General features: G+C 50.2%; 21 protein-coding genes and 1 pseudogene. 11 read left to right on the forward strand and 11 right to left on the reverse strand.

Annotated features, from left to right (window positions below):
• Positions 1-259: 259 nt before the first annotated feature.
• On the forward strand, positions 260-589 hold the full coding sequence (locus tag H581_RS35570; RefSeq protein ID WP_051251402.1) for an RNA polymerase alpha subunit C-terminal domain-containing protein: 330 nt from the start codon (positions 260-262) through the stop codon (positions 587-589).
• Positions 590-753: 164 nt separating this feature from the next.
• Here the strand turns inward: H581_RS35570 and infC are convergent, their stop codons facing one another.
• Both infC and H581_RS38520 read right to left on the reverse strand, forming a co-directional pair.
• Entirely contained in the window at positions 754-1242 is a 489-nt protein-coding gene (gene infC, locus H581_RS0127270; RefSeq protein ID WP_028612774.1) for a translation initiation factor IF-3, read from the reverse strand.
• A gap of 29 nt (positions 1243-1271) precedes the next feature.
• Positions 1272-1427 carry a hypothetical protein gene (locus tag H581_RS38520; protein ID WP_169507542.1) on the reverse strand — a complete coding sequence of 52 codons (156 nt, stop codon included), beginning with the start codon at positions 1425-1427 and terminating at the stop codon, positions 1272-1274.
• A gap of 10 nt (positions 1428-1437) precedes the next feature.
• Between H581_RS38520 and H581_RS37490 the strand changes: the two are divergent.
• Positions 1438-1590: pseudogene (locus H581_RS37490) on the forward strand (helix-turn-helix domain-containing protein); the annotation flags it as partial.
• Positions 1591-1856: 266 nt separating this feature from the next.
• Here H581_RS37490 and H581_RS0127280 read toward each other — a convergent pair.
• A complete protein-coding gene (locus H581_RS0127280) occupies positions 1857-2375 on the reverse strand; it encodes an AAA family ATPase (RefSeq protein WP_028612775.1) in 519 nt (172 codons plus the stop codon).
• Between the two features lie 166 nt (positions 2376-2541).
• Here H581_RS0127280 and H581_RS39535 point away from each other — a divergent pair, with 166 nt between their 5' ends.
• Together H581_RS39535 and H581_RS39540 are read left to right on the forward strand one after the other, a co-directional pair.
• Positions 2542-2679 carry a hypothetical protein gene (locus H581_RS39535; protein WP_342663455.1) on the forward strand — a complete coding sequence of 46 codons (138 nt, stop codon included), beginning with the start codon at positions 2542-2544 and terminating at the stop codon, positions 2677-2679.
• A 44-nt stretch (positions 2680-2723) separates the two neighbouring features.
• On the forward strand, positions 2724-3119 hold the full coding sequence (locus tag H581_RS39540) for a hypothetical protein (protein WP_342663456.1): 396 nt from the start codon (positions 2724-2726) through the stop codon (positions 3117-3119).
• Positions 3120-3454: 335 nt separating this feature from the next.
• Here H581_RS39540 and H581_RS35575 read toward each other — a convergent pair whose 3' ends face one another.
• The 3 genes from H581_RS35575 to H581_RS0127310 form a co-directional block, all read right to left on the reverse strand.
• Positions 3455-5329, reverse strand: a complete 1875-nt coding sequence (locus H581_RS35575) for a putative bifunctional diguanylate cyclase/phosphodiesterase (RefSeq protein ID WP_051251403.1) — start codon at positions 5327-5329, stop codon at positions 3455-3457.
• A 72-nt stretch (positions 5330-5401) separates the two neighbouring features.
• Complete coding sequence (locus H581_RS35580; RefSeq protein WP_051251404.1) at positions 5402-5920, reverse strand: VanZ family protein; 519 nt, start codon at positions 5918-5920, stop codon at positions 5402-5404.
• 262 nt (positions 5921-6182) lie between these two features.
• Positions 6183-7076, reverse strand: a complete 894-nt coding sequence (locus tag H581_RS0127310; RefSeq protein WP_028612778.1) for a DMT family transporter — start codon at positions 7074-7076, stop codon at positions 6183-6185.
• Between the two features lie 329 nt (positions 7077-7405).
• On the opposite strand from H581_RS0127310, the gene H581_RS0127315 reads away from it, so the two are divergent.
• Positions 7406-8857, forward strand: a complete 1452-nt coding sequence (locus H581_RS0127315; protein ID WP_028612779.1) for a PTS mannitol transporter subunit IIBC — start codon at positions 7406-7408, stop codon at positions 8855-8857.
• Here the strand turns inward: H581_RS0127315 and H581_RS39135 are convergent, their stop codons facing one another.
• Entirely contained in the window at positions 8858-9100 is a 243-nt protein-coding gene (locus tag H581_RS39135; protein ID WP_028612780.1) for a hypothetical protein, read from the reverse strand.
• Here H581_RS39135 and H581_RS0127325 point away from each other — a divergent pair.
• From H581_RS0127325 to H581_RS0127345, 5 genes are read left to right on the forward strand one after another with little or no spacing between them, the layout of a single operon-like run.
• On the forward strand, positions 9008-11011 hold the full coding sequence (locus H581_RS0127325) for a BglG family transcription antiterminator (RefSeq protein WP_425414656.1): 2004 nt from the start codon (positions 9008-9010) through the stop codon (positions 11009-11011). The genes H581_RS39135 and H581_RS0127325 overlap by 93 nt on opposite strands.
• A gap of 3 nt (positions 11012-11014) precedes the next feature.
• Complete coding sequence (locus H581_RS0127330; RefSeq protein WP_028612782.1) at positions 11015-11452, forward strand: PTS mannitol transporter subunit IIA; 438 nt, start codon at positions 11015-11017, stop codon at positions 11450-11452.
• Positions 11449-12615, forward strand: coding sequence for a mannitol-1-phosphate 5-dehydrogenase (locus tag H581_RS0127335; protein ID WP_028612783.1), 1167 nt, complete (start codon positions 11449-11451; stop codon positions 12613-12615). The genes H581_RS0127330 and H581_RS0127335 overlap by 4 nt, the downstream gene beginning before the upstream one ends.
• Positions 12616-12622: 7 nt before the next feature.
• Positions 12623-14350 (forward strand): phosphoenolpyruvate--protein phosphotransferase, encoded by a 1728-nt coding sequence (ptsP, locus tag H581_RS0127340; RefSeq protein ID WP_028612784.1) that lies wholly within the window; start codon positions 12623-12625, stop codon positions 14348-14350.
• Entirely contained in the window at positions 14350-14610 is a 261-nt protein-coding gene (locus tag H581_RS0127345; RefSeq protein ID WP_028612785.1) for an HPr family phosphocarrier protein, read from the forward strand. Before ptsP ends, H581_RS0127345 begins: the two co-directional genes overlap by 1 nt.
• 463 nt (positions 14611-15073) lie before the next feature.
• Here H581_RS0127345 and H581_RS0127350 read toward each other — a convergent pair whose 3' ends face one another.
• Both H581_RS0127350 and H581_RS0127355 read right to left on the reverse strand, forming a co-directional pair.
• On the reverse strand, positions 15074-15619 hold the full coding sequence (locus H581_RS0127350) for a hypothetical protein (RefSeq protein ID WP_028612786.1): 546 nt from the start codon (positions 15617-15619) through the stop codon (positions 15074-15076).
• Between the two features lie 144 nt (positions 15620-15763).
• Entirely contained in the window at positions 15764-16606 is an 843-nt protein-coding gene (locus H581_RS0127355) for a copper amine oxidase N-terminal domain-containing protein (RefSeq protein ID WP_028612787.1), read from the reverse strand.
• Between the two features lie 407 nt (positions 16607-17013).
• Between H581_RS0127355 and H581_RS0127360 the strand changes: the two genes are divergently transcribed.
• Entirely contained in the window at positions 17014-17820 is an 807-nt protein-coding gene (locus H581_RS0127360; RefSeq protein ID WP_028612788.1) for a YwqG family protein, read from the forward strand.
• Positions 17821-18550: 730 nt separating this feature from the next.
• Here H581_RS0127360 and H581_RS0127370 read toward each other — a convergent pair.
• Together H581_RS0127370 and H581_RS0127375 are read right to left on the reverse strand one after the other, a co-directional pair.
• Positions 18551-20791 carry a YhgE/Pip domain-containing protein gene (locus H581_RS0127370; RefSeq protein WP_169507551.1) on the reverse strand — a complete coding sequence of 747 codons (2241 nt, stop codon included), beginning with the start codon at positions 20789-20791 and terminating at the stop codon, positions 18551-18553.
• Between the two features lie 77 nt (positions 20792-20868).
• Positions 20869-21456 carry a TetR/AcrR family transcriptional regulator gene (locus H581_RS0127375; protein ID WP_028612790.1) on the reverse strand — a complete coding sequence of 196 codons (588 nt, stop codon included), beginning with the start codon at positions 21454-21456 and terminating at the stop codon, positions 20869-20871.
• Between the last annotated feature and the right edge of the window lie 62 nt (positions 21457-21518).

The raw sequence follows: 21518 nt of genomic DNA on the forward strand, positions 1-21518 counted from the left end.
AGTATTAAACTAATTTTATATAAATTGAACGATCGATTTACATCAGCTGTTATCGCTGCGAGAGCAAATCAATCTTACGATCGCTGTTCCAGCCAAATGGTCTGAATCGGTCAACCCTGTCAGGTAACCATATGGGCTGCAAAAAGCGACCGCTTCGTTTCTCCAGAACGATTTGCTCTCTCCGCTCCACGCATTCGTTTCTTTCGTTTTATATAGACCGTTCTTCTAACTAATTCTTTAGAAAGGGTGACCCATAAAAATGGCAGCTTCAAAGGGAGATTTAAGAACTTGCGGCAAAGGACACAACTACTATAAAAGCAGCGACTGTCCTACCTGCCCGGTCTGCGAACAAGAACGGAAACCTGACGAAGGATTCCTTGCCCTGCTCTCGGCGCCGGCAAGAAGAGCATTGGAACACAATGGAATCACTTCATTGCAGCAGCTCGCAAAATATAGTGAAAAAGAGATCTTGCAATTTCACGGGATGGGACCGGGATCTTTGCCTAAACTTAGAACAGCTTTGCAGGAAAACGGGTTGTCATTCAAAAACGAACATCTACATGGTATGAAGGCAGACCTTAGCGAATGACTAAGACTTTCATTCTCGTCTAGCTCGAGTAAGCGCATACAATAAAGAGCTGAGGAAGGTGGAGAAGGCGCGCTCAGCGTGAGACAAGCAGCAGCGAAGGCATTCATCCCTCTGACCAAGTCCCTGGTAAGCGGCCACAATTACACTCCCTCACCTGTCCCGCTTCAATTAGGCTGCACCTGCACCGCAGCCTGCTTGCCGCTCACCTGGATGCCCGTCTGCTTCCTGCCGTTATCGGCAAGATCCTTCAGCATGCGTTCGAGCAGCTCTTTCGCCTTCTGGCCTTCCTTTCCCTGGATGCGCACGACAAGCTGTACGCCGCTTCCTGTCGCGAGCAGCTTCGCCGCCTGCCTGAGCTTCGTATCATAATCATGCTCTTCAATATGCGGAGTCAAGCGAAGCTCTTTCACCTTGCCAGACTGCTCCTTCACCCGGGTTTCCCGCTTCTCACGGCTTGCCTGCTGCTTCGCCTGCCCTTTGGCTGTCAGTCTGCACGGCGGCGGACTGCTCATCAGCGAGGTGCAGACCAAATCAACCTTCAACTCGCGCGCCATCGCGAGCGCCTCCTCCCGGGATACAATCCCAAGATCCTCGCCGTTCACGCCCGTCAGCTTCACTTCCGATGCGCGTATTTTCTCATTCATCATCATCATCGATGCCATCCGTATCCCTCGCTTCCTTGCTAAACATACGGAAAACGGCAGCCTGCAGCAACCAAACCGCCGTTGTTCCTTTCCCTTATTATACTCTTTCTTCGAGCATCCAGCGCGGTCTGTTTGCCGATGGCTGCGCCCGGACCGCCCCCGTCTCCTGCCGCCCCGCGTGCTGTTCGATTCACTTGTGCACTCCGATTAGAGCAGGCCAAGTTGTTACTGCTGCAAACCGATCTTGCCGTCTCCCGCATCGCCGAGGAGGTTGGCTTCAATAACGCCGCCTATTTCACGTCCTGCTTTGCCAGATTCGAGGGCATCACGCTCCAGCAGCGCTTCTCCTACGGTTGAAGCAGCAAGAAGCAGCTTCGATTGGAGCCCCTTACCTTGTTAGATCGCACTCCTTATAGGGAAAAACCCCTGTTAATCTCACCGCTTAGCCGCTGCCTCATCTTTTAAAAGGAAGGCTATATTAAATTCTAATGTTGATTTATGACCAAAAGAATACCGCCTTGTGAAAAGGCGGTTAATTGCTATCGTTCGCCGTTAGCGCAGTGGATGGTGCTATTCGTATCCGGGTGCATTGATGTATTGGGCTGTCCTTGAGCGCCCGTAAGTTACTGTCGTTGGCGTTCATTTGCTTCGATTTGACGGAGGATTTCGTCAACGACGTGCGCGATCGGAGCGGTGGCGTCGATTATAATCCCGTTTTTAGGAATGCCTTCTTTCGTTTGATGCAAGCGCGCACTAATTTCCCGTTCCTCTGGTCTGCCACCCCAGTCAGTTGGGTCCAGCGCCACTCGCTCATCAATCCGCCGGAGAGAGGTTTCCAGGTCGACCTCAAGGACAAACACGCCGTCGAAGAGGTCGATGAATTTGGGGTAATTCCGCGAACCACCGCAGAAAAATGTTACCGCCTCATCCTGATTGTCGACCAAAGCTTTTACTTTATCAACATGCCAAATATGGTGTTCGGGTTTAAAGCCATCCGTCGGGGTACCAGTTTCCGGATCGCCTTGATAAGCCAATACACGGTCACCATGAATAGCATGGTAGCCGCGCCGCTGCAATTCGTTGCAGACCGTAGTTTTGCCGGCGCCGGAAACGCCTCCAATCAGATAATTCCTAATGCCCATGGCAGACCCTCCATTCAACTGGATAAGCACAATATATTAGATGTTTCTAACTGTCACTAAACTCCCGTTTTTAGTTTAACAAAAATAAGTAGCTCGGCCTTTATCCATCATCATCTGGGAAGACGCACGGGAGAAAGAAGGGGACGTCCGGAAAGGGGACACCAGCATGCGGAACAGCTTTTTCTCCGCAACGTTTGGTGGCCGCTTCGCGGACAACTGGATGAGCTTCATCCGGAATATGAGGTTCTCGATTGGCGGGGCCGATCTTACTTCGCCGACTTCAGCTGGCTGCCGGGTCTCGTAAAGCTGCTCATAGAAATCAAAGGCTTCGCCGCGCACGTCAGAGACGTGGACCGGCAAAAGTACTGTAATGAATTAAATCGCGAAACGTTCCTCCACGCAATGGGTTACCATGTCATTTCTTTCGCATATGATGACGTCGAGCAACGGCCCGAATTATGCATCGCCTTGCTGCGTATGGTACCGAGCCGCTATCAGACACAACAGACGCCAGTCTCAAGAGCGCTGCTCGCTGAGAAAGAGGTCATTCGTCTTGCCGTTCAACTGGCTCATCCGGTCCGGCCGAAGGACATTGCCGATCATTTTCAGATTGACCAGAAGACGGCGGTACACATGTTGAAGAAACTATGTTCAAAAGGCTGGCTTTCCCCCGCTCGAAGCGGTAAAGGAAAGAGAGTCGTCCGGTACGAACTCGGCCATGGCATGCTGAATTATTTAGACTAACCGGAAAAACTCCCGTTTTAATCACCGCTTGACTGCCGTTTTACTGTTTAATGGGACAATGTCCCCTCTAATTGGAGCAGCTTGGGCGAAATAGCCTTATTGCACCTTTTTTAGCAGGAGCAATTCCCGGTAGAGTCCCCCAAAGGCAAATTCGGGCATTTAAATGGAGGAATCCCCGTTAATCGGGGCACTAAAACGTCACTACAAACCGTGACTTATCTCTCGAAAGAGAACGGCTGCTTATTTCGATCATGTTATCTGCCTCGGGGCTGTCACAGGGTTCATGGGAAGGTTGAAGCAAGCGGCCGACAGCCTAATACTCAGCACGCCGCTCCTCAGCCTTCCGAAACACTCATCAATCTATAAAACGACGCCGGGTCGACAGGACCGCTGAACAAATAGCCCTGCGCGATTTCACAGTTAAGCTTCTGGAGGCAATCCAGCTGGTCCGCATCCTCTACTCCTTCCGCAACGACTTGTATGTTCATTTGATTTGCCAGCGTTATAATCGCCTGAACGAGGTTACGGTCAATGGACTGATAAAGGATATCTTGAATGAAGGAACGGTCAATTTTCAGCTCATCGATAGGCAGATATTTCAAATAGGCTAACGAGCAGTAACCGGTGCCGAAATCATCCATGCTGATTTTCACGCCTAAAAGCTTCAGCTCCTTTAACACATGGATCGACGATTCAAAGTTAATCATGTTGCTTTCCGTAATCTCAAGCATCAGATGCTCTGCATGAATGCCGGAATCACGTATCGCATGCTTGACCACATCAACAAAATTTCGCTGGACAAACTGCCGCGATGAAATATTTACCGATACCGAAAGCGGAGAACCGGTCCGTTCCTGGAACATTCTAATTTGCCGGCACGCCACGCCGAGCACCCACTCCCCCAGCGGGACGATTACGCCCATTTCTTCGGCGACAGGAATAAACTCCGCGGGCGGTATGCTGCCATACACCGGATGGTTCCATCTCACCAAAGCTTCGACGCCTACAATTTCCCCCGTGGCCATCAGCACTTTGGGCTGGTACATCAGATAAAGCTGTCCCCTGTCAACGGCTAGCGGCAGCTCGTTCTCAATAAGCACCTTACGCTTAAGGTCGCATAGCCGCCGTTCATCCATATGCTGGTTCAGCTTTCCTTCAATATGCTGATCAAGCGTATAGAAGCCTAAGCGGGTAATCGTCTCCTCATCTTCCCCGTCGCTCGGGTAACTGGAGATTCCGCATTTGAATTCAAGCTTGATCTCATCATCGCCGATCCGGTAAGGCTGGCTTAGCTGCTGCTCGATAAAGGCGTACAGCGTGAGCGTCTGCAGCTTGGATACGCCAGGAAGTAAAACTTTAAATTGATCGTCCGCCACTCTCGTCGTGACGGACTTCCCGTTCTGCGCTTGATTAAGCCGGCCCGCGATCATGACGAGCAGCTCGTTGCTGTTCGTCCGCCCGATCGTGCTTCTCAGCCATTTGAACCGGTCGATCTGGATCAGCAGAAGCGTAAACTCCCGTCGTTCAGTTAATAAGCGGTTTAACTCGTCATATAGCACCCTCGGGTTTGGCAAACCCGTTAAATAATCGTGGTTAGCGAGAAAATGGATCATTTTATCCGCTTGCTTGCGGTCGGTAATATCCCGGAACACGGATACAATCTCTACCCGTTCCCCCTTCCGGAACGCCTTCGAATTGACTTCGACGGCGACGGATGCGCCATCCTTCCTTCTGATTTCAACCTCGTCCACCGCTGCGCTGTTTTTCATTAAATCAACAACCGCGGAAAAATGATCTCTGATACTTATGTATTGCAAAGGAGAAGCGCCGCCAAGCTCGTCTTCGTTATAACCCGTCAACCGTTGAAATAAATCATTTGAACCTCTGTATTGCGGGGTAAAATCTTCATTCATGGTAAACAACGCGATTCCATCGTTAGCATGCTGAAAGATTTCACGGAAGCTCTCTTCGCTTTGCTTAGCCTTCTGCTCAGCCTTCATCAGCCGGCCAACATACCTTGAAATTAAGAGATAGAGCAGGATTCCGGTGACGAAGACGTACAATGCGCCCTTCAACGTTTCCTCCCATTGAAACCCGTGATACACCCAGAAGTCCGTACCTACGATCCAAACAATGCCGCACAGCATGTATAGACCAACAATCTTTGTGACGCTTACATTCAACATGGAGCTTAGTCTATGCTTGAACATTCGCCGAATCGCTCCTATCCGCTAACCCTTCTCAGCCAATAGATTCGACATTTTACTACAAAATCCTCCATTCTACTTCCGCAGCAATTTCCAAACCCTGGCTAAAGCAAGTATCAATAAGCAGACGGACAAGCCGATGCATCCCCCCGTAAAATCCAACAAAACGTCCGTCGTATTCCCCGTCCGGTGTTCGGAGCTGAGCTGATTCCATTCATCCGCAGCCGGAACCGCAATGACAACCAACAGCGTCGCCAGAATCGCGCGGAATACGCGGCGAATATTGAACGAACGCACGAACATAAAGAATAGAGCGGCAAATGTGGCATAAACGAACAGATGCGCGCCTTTGCGAAAGAGAAATTCAATAAATTTGTATGGATTAGAATGCGAATTTACCGTAGTATACTGGTATTTAATCGTTATATCGGGCAGCCACCTGACTAAATCATGAAAGCTGAAAAATCGGAGTAACAAAGGTTGTATACTTTGCTGTTCATACGATTGGGATGAGAATACGAAGACAAGCGTGAGCCACGCTGCAAGCAATATTCCCCATAACAGGGGAGGCAACCATCTTCCATTGTTTTTCATCAATAAACCTACCTCCTTTGAACCTATCCTCTCTATCATACTTGAAAAGATAAGGACGGACAAAATCCATCCCTAAGCTTCATGCTGAAGTGCTTTTAGGATGTCTCTTCAAGTAATGCGAATACCGTTATCATCTATTGGAAGATTCCTAGTTTAGCCCGTCCGGCTTTGCGTCGCAGAATTTCTTCAGGTTTTCATTGAGAAAAAAAAACGGAAGAACAAGGAATTCTTGTCCTTCCGTCATCCGAATGATCAGCCCCGGTTAAGCCTTCTTGCGCTCGATACTAATCCACACCAGACCGGCAGCCATACAGGCGGCGCCGCACATTTGCAGCAGCGTAATTGTCTCGCCAAACATAAAGTAGCCTGCTGCGACAGCCGCCGCCGGCACCGCATAACGGAAGAAGTTGGAGCGCGTCGCCCCTACTTTAAACATGCAGGCGTTCCATACAACGAAAGCCAGCACCGTGCAAATGAGCACATTATAGGCGATAGACAGATAATGACCCATATTGAGCGCCTGCCAATCCGTCTCGCCCCAAGCGCCGAACGTCAGCGGAAGCATGAACAAGGAGCCGAAGGCGATCGTCCAGGTGCTCACACGCAGCGCCGAGTATTGCTTCATCAGCGACATCGAGCTCAAATTAAACAAAGGGCCGATGATGCTGACGCCGAACGCCATTGCGTTGCCAAGCATGTTCTCGGACGACAGATTGAAGCCCTCGCCGCCGCCGAGAATTACGAAGCATACGCCGACGATCGAGATTGCTCCTCCGACGATAAGCCGGGCCGTAATCGATTCCCGCATGAACAGCGGCGCGAATAAGGCGGCGAAGATCGGCCAAGGCGCCACGTTCAGAAGCGAGGCATTCGCGAGCGTCGTATATTTAATGGAATACATCACGGTAATTTCAAGCAGCGTAATACCGATCAATCCGATGAGGGCCAGCTTAGGGACGATCCTCCACGGAATGCCGACGCTCCCCTCCATGCGCCATAGGATGAAGAAGAAGAACGGCACAGCCAGTCCAAATCTTAAAATCGAGAAAACAATCGGATTAAACGATTCCATCCCTAACCGGGAGATGCCGAAGTTGGCTCCCCAAATAACGGCAACCAGCACCAGACCGCCGTAATTCAACCATTTGTTATTCATTTTCTCCGCTCCATCCATGCTTGTTATCTCTATCTGTATAAGTCCTCGTACATCATAGCATGAAGATGCCGCCTTGTAATAGCTATTCAAGCATAAACGGCTAATGCCTTCCTTAGGTGGCAAAAGCAACCGTTTCGCGGTGAAATATAAGCCAAGTTATAAGTGCAAAACTTATAAAGTCTTATATTTTTAAAAAGATGTCAACAGCCTTCATGACGCAACCTGATTTTGATTGTATTGCGTGTGAAAGCGCTGTACATTACGATTAATTCAGTTGCCGGAGGCGAATAATAAACTAACCGGCAGATTTTTGAAATGGAGGTTCTAACATGAGTAAACAGGCATCGGACTCCAGAGGCGTAAAAGTATCTGTCCAACGTTTCGGCCGCTTCCTTAGCGGCATGGTTATGCCGAATATCGGCGCCTTTATCGCTTGGGGACTTATCACGGCTTTATTTATACCGACAGGCTGGTTTCCAAATGAAAGCCTAGCCATGCTAGTAGGCCCAATGATTACTTATCTGCTGCCGATTCTTATCGGATACACCGGCGGACAAATGATTCACGGCGTACGGGGCGGCGTCATCGGCGCGGTCGTCACAGCCGGCGTTATTGTAGGTGCGGACATTCCAATGTTTCTCGGCGCGATGATCGTCGGCCCTTTCGCTGCATGGGTCTTGAAGAAGTTTGATAAATGGATTGAGGGTAAAATCCCTTCCGGCTTCGAAATGCTGATCAACAACTTCTCGTCCGGCATCATCGGCGGCGGTCTTGCCCTTCTTGCGTTCAAAGCAATCGGCCCCATCGTTGCCACATTCAGCAAGCTTCTCGCAACCGGCGTGGACTTCCTGATCGACACCGGCTTGCTGCCGCTCGCTAACATTCTGATCGAGCCGGCCAAGGTCTTGTTCTTGAACAATGCGATCAACCACGGCATTCTCGGACCGCTCGCTCTTGAGCAGGCATCCAAAGCCGGGCAATCCATTATTTACATGCTGGAATCGAACCCGGGACCGGGTCTTGGTATTCTGCTCGCTTATTGGCTCGTTGGCAGAGGAACGGTTAAGCAATCGGCGCCGGGCGCCGCGGTTATTCATTTCTTCGGCGGTATCCATGAAATTTATTTCCCTTACATTCTGATGAATCCGCGCCTCATCCTTGCGGCAATCGCGGGCGGTGTCACAGGCACGTTCACGTTCTCAATCCTCGGCGCAGGCCTTGTCGCCGCTCCGTCTCCGGGCAGTATTATCGCCTACATGACCATGACGCCAAAAGGAGGCCTCTTCCCGATGCTGGCCGGCGTTGCAGTCGCAACGATCGTATCGTTCCTCGTCGCATCGCTTCTGCTCAAGACGAGCAAGCAAACGGACGAAGAAGGCGATGAGCTGGAGCGCGCATCGCAGAAGGTGCAGCAGATGAAAGCGGAAGCGAAAGGCACCGCCGCTGCCGCGGCTGCGGGTACGACTGCAGCTGCCGCTGCCCAAGCGGTACGGAAGTCGAACGATCAAGTGAACAAAATCGTCTTCTCCTGCGATGCGGGTATGGGCTCAAGCGCGATGGGCGCGTCTATTCTTCGCAAGAAGATCCATGCGGCCGAGCTTCCGATAACGGTCATCAACACGGCGATCAGCGATATTCCGAATGATGCCGATATCGTCATCACGCACAAAACGCTTACGGACCGTGCCCGTCAGAAAGCGCCTGACGCGGAGCATATTTCGATCGACAACTTCTTGAAGAGCCCGGAATATGACACACTGGTTGAAAGACTAAAAAACTAACTATCTATGGCCGCTTAACGCTGACAGAGCTCTGTCGGCGTTAAGTTCATTCCTCGTTAAGGAGGATGATCTCTTATCAAAGCATCTACCAGGCAGCGCCGTATCATTGAGCTTCTGCTCGAGCAGAAGCAGGAAATAACCGCAGCCGACATTGCCGAGATCGTCGGAACGAGCACGAGAACGATCCATCGGGAGCTGCTCGATATCGAGCCTCTGCTCGAGGCCAGCGGCATTACGCTTCATAAAATATCCGGTTTGGGCATCAAGATCGAGGCCGATCCCGAGACGATCGAGCGCTTCAGGCAGACGATCGTAAGCACCGACCCCCTCGAGTATGCAGCGGAAGAACGCAAGGTGCTCATTCTGTGCAGACTGCTTGAGTATGAGGAGCCGGTGAAGCTGTTCTCTCTCGCAAGCGAGCTGCGCGTGACGATGCCCACGATCAGCCACGATCTGGTTGAGCTGGAGGATATGATTACGAAGCAAGGCTTGATCCTCGTGCGAAGAAGAGGCTACGGCGTCGAAATTGCCGGCCCCGAGGAAGCCAAGCGCAGCCTGATCAGCCTGCTCGCTTACAGTCATCTGGATGATTCCGATGTATTCGGACAATACAAGGACCAGGCTGCTGCGCATCCGATTACGGCACAGCTGCTCGGCATGGTCGGCAAAGAAAGCTTCATGAAGCTCGAGCAAGCTTTATGGGAGCTGAACGGCGAATGGCAGAACGACTTGACGGATACCGCCTATACGCGGCTGCTCATTAAGCTTTCGGTGACGCTCACTAGAGCCGGTCAAGGCCATCTCATCCCCGCCCGAACAGGCGGACCCTATCGCGAGGTCAGCCTGCTCGAGCGGCTGCTGGACCGCCTGCAGCTAAAGCTGCCGGATGAAGAGAAGCAGTATCTGGCCGGACTGCTAAGCCAAGAGGACGTTCAGAAGAAAGCGCTGCTGATCCACCACGACGATATGTCGCTTATCGAAACCGTGACGCTGCTCATCCGTTATGTGCAGGAACGGATTGGGGTCCCGCTTCTGCAGGACCGGTCGCTTGCCGAAGGATTGATTCAGCATATCAAACCGGCTTTCCAGCGCATCAGGGAAGGCGTCGCCATCCGCAATCCGATGCTGGCGCCGATCAAGAAGGATTACGGCCCGTTGTTTTCCATCGTTCGCCAAGGCGTTAACGAGCTTATTCGATCGATAGAGGTGCCGGATGAGGAAATCGGCTACATTGTTATGCATTTCGGCGCTTCCCTGGAGAGATTCAAGCAGTTTCCGCGAACAATAAGAGCGGTGCTTGTCTGCACAAGCGGAATCGGTTCCTCCAAGCTGCTCGCCGTGCGTATCACGAAGGAACTTCCGCAGATCGAATTGATCGGCCATCACTCCTGGTATGAGGCCGCAAGAATGTCCGCGAGTCAATATGACCTGATCATTTCGACCGTTGACCTGCCGCTGGATCCGGATCAATACATTAAGCTCAGTCCTCTGCTGACTCGGGAGGAATCGAATAAGCTTCGCTCTTATATAGAAGGAACGACGCTCAAGAAGCTGGCTCCGGAGAACAAAAGCGAAGCGGAGGACGGATCCGCGACCGCGGACGACGGACCATCGCCGATCGACCGCTTCGTGCTGCTTCAGCGTTACAGCGAGGGCATTTTGCAGCTGCTAGGCGGTTTTCGCGTTCATGACTTGACCGTCGAGCCAAGCGGCATGCGCTTGGAGGATCAGCTCCCCCGGATGATCGCGCTGCTTGCACGACCGGAGGCGCTGGAGCATGGCGATAAAATCGCGGCGCAGCTCATTGCGAGAGAGCGGCAAGGAAGCCTCGTCATTCCGGAAACGGAGCTTGCGCTCATTCACACCCGAAGCGAATGGATTCAGGAGCCGCTCCTTATGCTGTACAGATATAACGAGCCCCTTATGCTGAGCGACGATGAAGACGGAGCCATTAGCGCCATGCAGGTTCTCATGATGCTTGGCCCGATGAAGCTGGACAAATACAGCCTCGAGATTCTCAGCGAAATAAGCGCCATGCTGCTCCTACCGGATATGATCAACGCTTTGACGAACGGCGATTTGCCAAGCATCAAGGCATTCATTTCGCGCAAGCTGGAGCATTATATAAAAACCAAAATGGACTGGAGAAGTTAAACCATGACTATTCTAGCAAAAGAGAAAATCAGACTGAATGTACAAGTAAAAGACAAATACGAGGCGATCCGCATGGCCGGACAGCTGCTGGTTGAAGCAGGTCACGCGCCTGCCGAATATATCGGGAAAATGATTGAACGCGAGGATGCACTGTCCACCTATATCGGCGGCGGTCTCGCCATGCCGCATGGCACAAACGATTCAAAGGCGTTAATCCGCTCGACCGGCCTTGCTATCCTGATCGTTCCTGACGGCGTCGACTTCGGCGGCGACGAACCGGCGCAGCTGATTATCGGCTTGGCGGCGGTCGGCGACGACCACCTGAACATCCTCACGAACGTGGCCATGCTCGTATCCGAGGAGGAAGACATGCAGCGCATTCTGAACGCGGCTTCGGAAGAGGAACTGATTTCGATTTTCGAAGAGGGAATGCAGGGATGAAGGCCGTACATTTTGGCGCTGGTAATATAGGCCGGGGCTTTATCGGATTGCTGCTGCACGACTCGGGGTATGAGATTACGTTCGTTGACGTAAATGATACGCTTGTGTCGCACCTGCAGGAGAAGGGACAGTACACGGTCAGGCTCGCCAATGAGCAAGCGGATACCCGCCTTGTTGATCATGTCACTGCTATTGACGGGAAAAATACCGCTTTAGTCGCGGAGGCGATTGCTTCCGCAGACCTCGTCACGACCGCCGTCGGCGTGTCGGTGCTGAAGCATATTGCCGGCGCGATCGCTAGAGGAATCGAGCTTCGTATGGCCGGAAGCAGGCAGCCGCTTCATATTATTGCTTGCGAGAACGCATTGGGCGGCAGTACGACGCTGAAGGAGTTCGTGTATGAGCACCTGCCGGCTGATGTAGCCGCGGACTCCGCTCAGGTCGTTGCGTTCCCGGATGCAGCCGTGGACCGGATTGTGCCGCTTCAGCAGCATGAGGATCCCCTGCTTGTCACAGTCGAGCCGTTCTACGAATGGACGGTAAACCGTTCAGCCGTTCTGCCGGGGCACCGGGAAATCAAAGGCGTACACTATGTCGACAAGCTCGAGCCCTATATCGAACGCAAGCTGTTCACCGTGAATACGGGACACTGCTACGCCGCTTATCATGCATACTTGAAGGGGTATTCGACCATTCAGGAAGCGATGAAGGATCAAGCAATTGTAAGTGAGGTTCGAGGCGCTTTGCAGGAATCGGGAGCCGCGCTCATTCAGACCTATAAGTTCAATGAGGCGGAGCATAACGCGTATATTGACACGATTCTGGAACGGTTCGTTAATCCGTATTTGATTGATGAGGTAACGCGAATCGGCCGCTCGCCGATCCGCAAGCTTTCGACGAATGACCGACTTGTCCGGCCAGCCTTGCTGGCGCAGGATTGCGGCGTCGTTGTTACGCATCTGACGAACGCGATGGCAGCGGCTTTGCACTTTGACGCTGCGGATGACCCGGAAGCTGCCGAGCTGCAGCAAGCCATTAAGGAGCTTGGTTTAGAGCAGACAATCACAAAATATACGGGCCTTGATGAGCAAAGCCCTCTTCATAAGCAAGTCGCGGAGCAGTACCATGAGCTGGGAAGGCTGCATCCGCAGGGAAAGGAATGATCAAACGATGACAACAGCATTGAAAGGCATAGGAGCATCGCCCGGCATTGCCATTGCGCGCGTTTTCTCCCTCTCATCCGAGCGTTATATTCCCGTTCGGACGACGGTTACCGATACTCAGCAGGAGGTCGCGCGGTTTCGTGAAGCCGTCGCCGTCGCCCGCAAGGAAATCGAGGCTATCCGTATTTCTGCGGAAGAAAAGCTCGGTGCGGAGAAAGCGGAGATTTTCGAAGGTCACCTGATGCTGCTGGAGGACCCTGATCTCATTGATGCCATAATAGAGAAAATCGGGATCGAATCCGTTTGCGCGGAATTCGCGCTTTATGAAGTATCGCAGTCGTTTATTGAGCTGCTGCAATCGATGGAGGATGAGCTGCTGCGCGGACGCGCGGTCGATATCGAGGACGTCTCCGGCCGCGTCATGAGCCGTCTGCGCGGCGTTCCGCATATGGATCTCGCCAACCTGACGGAGGAATGCGTCATTATCGCGAGGGATTTGACGCCGTCGGATACGGCGCAGCTTAATCTCCATGTCGTCCGCGGCTTTATTACCGAGGTGGGCAGCCGTACTTCCCATTCCGCGATTATGGCCCGCTCGCTGGAGATTCCGGCAATCGTGGGAGCCGGCGCATTGGTGCGCGACATCCCGGAGCATGCGATGGTGGTGGTCGACGCGAATGAAGGAATCGTGCTAGTGAATCCGGCAGCGGATGAACTGGCAGCTTATCAGGAGAAGAAACGTAAGGATGACGTCCGAAGGAGTGAGCTTGCGAAGCTGAAGGATCAGCCGAGCCTTTCGGCGGACGGCAAGCGGGTTGAGCTGGCCGCCAATATCGGAAAGCTCGAGGATATTCAGCGTGCGATCGATAACGGCGCCGAAGGGATCGGACTGTTCCGCACGGAGTTTCTCTATATGGGCCGCAGCTCGCTTCCGACGGAAGAGGAGCAGTTCACCAGCTATAAGTACGCGCTTGAGAAAATGAACCCGAAGCCGGTCGTCATCCGCACGCTCGATATCGGCGGCGACAAGGAGCTCCCTTATATGGAGCTGCCGAAGGAAACGAATCCGTTCCTCGGTCAGCGCGCCTTGCGCTTATGTTTGGACCGGCAAGATCTGTTCCGCACGCAGCTGCGGGCGCTGCTGCGCGCCAGCACCTACGGGAATTTGAAAATCATGTTCCCGATGATCGCGGTGCTCGAGGAGCTAGTGGAAGCGAAGAAGCTGCTGGAGGAGGAGCAGCAGAAGCTTCTGGCCGAAGGCGTAGCGGTGTCGGAAGCGATTGAAGTCGGCATGATGGTTGAGATTCCGGCCGCCGCGGTGTCCGCCGATCTGTTCGCACCCGAGGTAGACTTCTTCAGCATTGGGACAAATGATTTGATCCAATACACGATGGCGGCCGACCGCATGAACGAAACCGTTGCCTATCTGTATCAGCCATGGCACCCTTCCCTGCTTCGTCTCATCCGCATGGTTATCACGGCTGCCGAAAAGGAAGGCAAATGGGTCGGCATGTGCGGCGAGATGGCGGGCGAACAAGCAGCGATCCCATTATTGCTGGGACTCGGCCTGCATGAATTCAGCATGAGCGCCGGCTCGATTCTTTCCGCGCGGGAGCTGATCGGCCAGCTGAACCAGGCGGAATGGGCCGCACACGCGGAACAAGCGCTGACGATGCGCAGCACGCAGGAAATTACGCAATTTGTTGAATTTATAAGAAATGGAGTGACCAAATAATGGTTAGTCAAACTTTTACAATCGTTAATCCAACGGGCTTCCACGTCCGTCCGACCAAAACCTTCGTCCAAACCGCCAGCACCTTCCCTTGCAAGGTGAGCGTGATCAATAAAGGCAAGAAGGTCAACGGCAAAAGCTCCTTAAGCATGCTGACGCTGGGCATCGCCGCGAAAGAAGAAGTAACGCTCGAGATCGACGGCGAGCAGGAAGAACAAGCGCTCGAGACGCTGGGCAAGCTGCTGACGGAGATTCACGAGTAGGATTGGTTGGCGGGTTGGCGTGGTGCGGGGAACTTGGTTGAAGTCCGGAGAAGCTCGGTTGAGACTTGTATAATGATCGGATGTAACTTATTTGTGATTCGTGTGATGCTCGGTTGTAACTAGTTGAAGTTCGTGGATGTTATTGATGCTCTGTGAAACATAGTTGAGACTCGTGGATGTTCGCTGATATTCAGTTTTAACATAGTTGAGACTCGGCTGGAGCTCCTGTGATGTTCGGCTAAAGCCCGGTCGATTAAAACTCGTGTGGCCTGCGGTTAACGGGAATTTCTCCCTCATTATTCTATTTTCAGCCTCAAGTGAAGTTTAGAGTTTTGAAAAAACCAATTTTAACTCCCTTACGCAAAACGAGCCTTAGAAGCAATTCTAAAGGTTCGTTTTTTGCATATTTTTTATTTCCCGTAAAGTAATGCCGACGCTGGTAAGCTTGGGAATAAGCGAATAATCAAAACGTTCTCAAAATGTCATATTTGTTATCGTCGTTTTTAATATAATAATCCATTGATTCAGTAGTCAAAATAATTTGGTCACCCGTGTCAATCTTATAAAATGTTTTTACAATTGTTGTATCTTTTTCCGTTATACTAACTTCATTTTTCCCTAAAATACTCTTTCCTTGAAAATGAATTAATAATTCCTTTTTACTTTCCTTTTCATCGAGGCTCATTTCTATCATCTTGCTCATTTTAAAATAATAGCTGCTAGCATCTTTATTTCTACCATAACTTCTTTCAACAACCAGCAAATATGGCTCTTCATTTTCCGATTGAATTAAATATCCGTATAGAAATGGAGATAGCACCTTGATAAGATTTGAATTAATATGACCGATCTTTTCAACGTTATCAGAATGAGTTAACATACGTATTGAATTTAGAGTAGGCTGAGGAGGTTTTTTAGTAAAATCATATATTAACCTACCACCAACAATTAAAAGTATGATTAAAACAATGATGAATATCCCTCTAAAATCTTTCAATCTAATGCTCACTCCGCTCGACCACCTCTAGTTTTTCTTAATAGCCGTATTGTAGGGGGTATTCCCTAGTGTAGGAATATACTTAAAGGCATCAGTTGAAGTAGCAGCCCGATGATCATTCACACGAATAAAGCTTGTGGTTCCTGTAGTTTTTTATTAAAGTATTTTACTTATATTATAAAATCTAATAAAGGCATATTGCGGATAATCTACTTGAAGCTGTTTTTGATCCAATCTGCCCACGGGAAGATAATACTCGTAAGTTTCATTAGAATCTATTTTTGTAATTAACCTTAGGTCAGATCTATCACTATTCGTTTCTCCTTTTGTACCCTCGTCAATTACGTTCGAGTTATTGACCAGTACTAATAAGTGGTCTTGAAGCTCTCCTTTTTGATATACGTGTTCAGAATCATTATAGATTTTTATTTTTAATGATTCATATCCATCATTTTCGCCATATGAAATATTCAAAGGGATAATATTTGTATTAAATTGATAATCTACACGTTGCTCATTATTCATTCTCTCTAAGGGTCCCGTTAGAAAAAATTTCTCATAATTCATTGATACTACTTTATTTTTCGAATCCCAATTTATAGGGATTTCTAAGCCTTCTGCTACCCATTTTGCCGGTATCATTATAGTTCCATTTTTGTTTGCAATAGACGTATCTAATTTTACATTTTTCCCGTTAATTATAGCCTCCTTCTTGTTAAGAGCAGCTATAATAGATAATTCTGATGATTTGAAAGTAACTGTTTTGGTACTATTATTCCATTCAATTTCTCCATCGAGAACATCCGAGAAAACTCTCAATGGAACTAATGTTCTATTATTTGTATCAATATATGGCATTGTTCCTTTTGAATAGATTAGAAATGCACCATTAAGTTTTAATTTTAAGGCATTATTTTGCAGTGATTCTGCTGAAGTACTCGTCAAAGGGACTAATAAACATAAGAACGCAAAAAAAGTCATTAAAATGTTTTTTTTCATAAAAATACCTCCGTTTAATTTGATAATACCATAAGTAATAAACAAATTCACTCGGGTTACCCCAAGTGAATTTGTTTATGAGCCTCTGCCAAAATCGCGAATGCCTTGATACACAAAGAGAATGTCAACTCGCATATTCGTTCGTTTGGGCGTGTTTCAGACGATTTTTTTATACTTGCCGGATAGGGTTATAAGTGGTGATCATATCCAATTGGAACGTCGATGGAGGATCGCTTTTTCCGTGCAAAAAAATACCATGATGCCGTCTCCTCTGATAAAATAGAAGAAGGAAAATCTAAAAATATCCATTAACCTCTCTTGTTTACGCTTTTAACCCATTAAAAATCACATAGGTATCTTTTTACCATTTTACACAAGTCTGGAAACTTAAAATTAGGAGATTAGAGATGAAAGATTTTAATATGTTACTTCGAAATGAAGGGCTGGATAGGTTTGAAACAGAATTATCTGCAGTTGTAAGACCGGCAATTCGAATTCAAACAAATGAGATAAGGGAAGAAGCTATTCCAGTTGGAGCATCGAAGATCGGAGGAAGACCTGATTTACCAAAAGGAATATCCTGGCCATACTTTTCGGTAAGTATGCCTTATTCGTTCATCGGACAGATAAATATGGCTGATATTGAAGAAACTAAGAGGTATCTACTTCCAAAAACGGGGATGTTATATTTTTTTTTAACATCTGATAATTTGTTCAGTATGACGGGAGACTATTATAATGAACAAAATGCTAGAGTGTTTTATGTGAATGAGGCGATTGATCTGGAGAGGGCTGATTTCCCACATAACCTAAATCCCAATTGGATATATAAAGCTTGTGAAATCAAGTATTGTTACGAACCTAATATGCCGCCTGCTGAATACTCTGTTGTTAAAAGTCTTGGAATCAGCCTGGAAGCTAAGGAGCTTTTTAAAAAATACTGTAATTTTTCTGAGGCATTTCTTGAAAAACACAACTTCACTGCTAATTTTATAACTAAACTTATGGGCTATCCCGACCAAATACAAGGCGACCTACAGATACAGTGCGATGATAAGTTTCCTCTCGACTGGATATTACTTTTTCAGGTGGATTCAGACTATGAAAAAACTCACATGATGTGGGGCGATTATGGGAGGTTGTATTTCATGATTAAACAGCAGGACTTAATCGAAGGTTTTTTTGAAAACTGCTTTGTAATTTACCAATGTTAATTAATTTTCTATGCCGAAGGCTCAAGAGATAAAGCAGCAGCTACTACAGCGAATGATGCCGCCGAACAATGAATCCATAAGCAAGATTTCAAAGGATAGCGGAATATCGGAAACAGCGCTATATAAATGGAGAAAGGAAATTACTCGTGACGCCAGGCGTCAATCACAGGCCAATAAGCTTAGCGTGTCGGAACAGCAAAAAAATAATGAAGTCATTAACAACCGGAATTCCAATGCTTACAACCCCCATCAGATTGTTCCCAGGCTAGCGGATCTAAACCTGTCTAGCATCGGAGTCTGCCTTCTATCGCGTTATGCATCTTATCCTGGCAGTCCGATGAAGGGGTCGACCTTACTATATAAGTTGAACCAGAGAATTGCGCGACTCGAGTGGAGAGATATGGCTAACACATGCCACTTGATTCGTTTAACGGCCGCCACATACGTTATTTGTGCAATATCGGCCATTTTAAAAATGTAACGGAGCTGACAGACGCTATTTCCCGATTTCAGCTCATTTTCGGGCTGAAAATCTTCGGATAAGGCCTGTAGCAGCCGTTACAATTTTGAAACGTGCTTTTTTAGCAAATAAGGGCTCAGACAACCGTTAGAGTGAGAATGATTAAAATCATTCCTCATTCTGCCTGGTGTACGGCAATTCATTTGTTCAACTTATATAGAAGCCGGTTTGTCAGTTATTAGTTTTTAGATTTGTTAGCAGCGGCTGCGTTTAATTTGCCGATACTGAAGCAATCCCTTTGTCTTCGTTATCCTTTGCCTTACGGTGTGAAAAAGTAAAGTAGGTTAACGAAAGCGCCCCGAACAGTACCGCATTTCCCGCGAGTGTCAGCATATAGCCGCCGATGGAGCTGAAATCCCCGCTGGAGATGATGTCTCTTAGACCGGCAATGGAATAAGTCATCGGCAGGTATGGCGAGACGCTTTGCAGCCAGCCAGGCAAAAGTTCGATCGGGAACGTACCCGCGGAGCTTGTAAGCTGGAAGATCAGAAGAATGACCGCGATGAATCTTCCCGGATTTCCCATCGTTGCAACCAGAAACTGAATAATCATCATAAAGGTGATGCTGATTAAGATCGTAAACGCCATAAATAACCCTAGGCTTTGCACCTCAAGCTTCAGTATAAAGAGGAGCGCCGCATCCGCGATCAACGCTTGAATCGTACCAATGAGCGCCAGCGTGAGCGCCTTGCTCCAGAACCAGCTCCAGCCATTGGCCGGACGGCCTGCAGGCTCTCGAACCGAATAAATAATCGTCAGCAGCATCGCCCCAACGTAGAGGCCGAGTGAAAGGAAGTACGGCGCAAGCCCCGTGCCGTAGTTCACGACCTCTGTCACCTTCTCCACATCCAGCTTAATCGGATCGGCGAACATATCGACTTGCGTATCCGTCAGATTCAAGCCGGCGGTTTGAGCCGACGCTTCTCCGAGCTTGCTCGAAAGCTCCTGGGAACCGTCTTCCAGCTTCAGCAGCCCGGAAGCCACTTCATGAGCGCCGTCTTCAAGCTCCATCGAACCGTTAACGAACGGCGCAACGTTTGTGGCCAGCTTAGACAGCCCTGCCGACAGCCGGCCCGCACCGGCATTTATTTGCTGAGCGCCTGTCGACAGCTCCGCTCCGCCTGCGCTTGCCTCGGATAGCTTGGCGCCGAATTGCTCCATGCCGGCTGTGAAATCCGCCGCTCCGGCAACCAATTGTTCGCCGCCTGCCCCAATCTTCTCCGCACCTTCCGCCGCTTCCCGCAGCTTCGCATCGAAAGCGGATAAGCCGCCGGACACCTTCGTCAGTCCGCCGTTTAATTGTGCGGCTCCGCCGCTCAGCTTCGCCTGCCCTGCGGCCGATTGCTCCAGACCCGCAGCCAGCTCCCGGCTCGCCTTCAACATATTGGCGAAGCTATCGCTCTGGGCCAGCTGCGGATTTGCCTCCGCAAGCTGCGCCAGCCCATTCGCAAGCTGCGCCGCGCCCTGCTTCAGCTGCTCTTCGCCCGCAGCCGACTGCTCAAGCCCGGCAGCCAGCTCGCCCGCTGCTTGCTGCGCATCCCCGGCGCCTTGCGCCAGCTCGCCGCTCGCTCCGGCGAGCTGCCCCAAGCCTTCGCCGAGCTCCGCCGCTCCGGCGCCAAGCTCACCCGCGCCGCCGCCGAGCGATGCGGCTCCCGCGGCAAGCTGCTGCTGCACGTCCTGCAGCTGCGCCAGGCCGCTTGCGAGCGAGGACGCGCCGCCTGCGAGATCGGCGCTGCCAGCTGCAAGCTCGCGGCCGCCGCCGTTCAGCTCGGCGGCCCCTGCCTGCAGCGTCAGCGAACCGCTGGCGAGCTTGGCCAAATTATCCGCGATGAGCTCCGCTCCATCCTGCGCCTTCAATGCGCCGTCGGCCAGCTCGCCGGCGCCGTCGCTTGCTTTTCCGATGCCGTCCGCAAGCTCCTCCATCTGCTCAAAAACAGTCCGCGTATAAGCCGCGGTAACCTCCTTATTCAACTCCGCCTTCATCGTATCGACCGCTTTGCTGCCGATCTGCGAAGCCAGGAAGTTGTAGCTTTCGTTAGCCAGATAAGTCAGCTGCGCGGGAGACGGCTTATCCGACGTCAGCGTCGTTGTCTTCTCGGAGAAGTCCGCCGGAATCTCAATCGCCATGTAATAACGGTGATCGGTTAATCCGGATTCCGCCTCCTCCTTATTCACGAAGTGCCACTCAAATTCCTCATTTTCCTTTAACTGTTCCTCAAAATCGTCGCCGATATGCATCATTTCTTCATTATAAAGGTAACCCTTGTCCGCATTGACGACCGCGACCGGCATTTTGTTCAAATGACCGTACGGGTCCCAGAAGGCACCGAGAAACATCGAGGAATACATGACCGGAATCAGCAGCACCCCGATAACCGATATGAGCAGCATTTTGTTGCGGGCGATCCCGGACAATTCTGCTCCGAACTGTTTGAATCCTTTAAATTTCAAATTGTCCACTCTCCATTTTAACGAATTGACCGAATTTGTCATTTGGTCATTTAATAGCGTAAAAAAAGGCAGCAGGCTCATTCCTGTTCCTGTGCCGGAGCCAATCCTTCTTGTATATATAATCGCAGCTGCTCGGCAACTTGCTGCTTGCCCAGCGGTTCATGCGTTTTTGTCCATTCCACGGTGAGTGCCATATAGAGCTTCAGCATGACGAATGCAGTCATTTCCGGGTTGCACGGCTTCAATTCGCCCTTGTCGATGGCCGCTTCCAATTGCTGCCGAATGTAGCCGACAACCGCCTTCTCGATTTGCAGCATACCCTCTTGCGCCATCGGCGTGCCGATCTCGCGGACCTCCTGCGACAGCTTCAGCGCCAGCTCATGCTCCTCGCGGAATTCCAGCAGCTGCTCCAGCGCATCGTACAAATTTTCGAAAAATCGCCGATTCGGATCAACGACCCGCTCCGCGACCTGCTTCATTTCAAGGATAAGCCGCTGCATGATTTCATGGAAAAGCTCTTCCTTATTCGTAAAAAAGGTATAAATCGTCCCTTTTCCCACATTTGCGATCCGGGCTACCTGATCCATCGTTGTCGCTTTGTAACCAAACATCGCAAACGACTTCGCCGCCGCATCGACGACCTGCTTCCGCCGGTCAATCGCCACCGCTGTCGCCTCCTTTCTTTCTAAAACTGACTGAAAAACCATTTCAGTCAGTTCGACTAAAA

This window comes from Paenibacillus harenae DSM 16969 (assembly GCF_000422465.1).
Taxonomy (GTDB): domain Bacteria; phylum Bacillota; class Bacilli; order Paenibacillales; family Paenibacillaceae; genus Pristimantibacillus; species Pristimantibacillus harenae.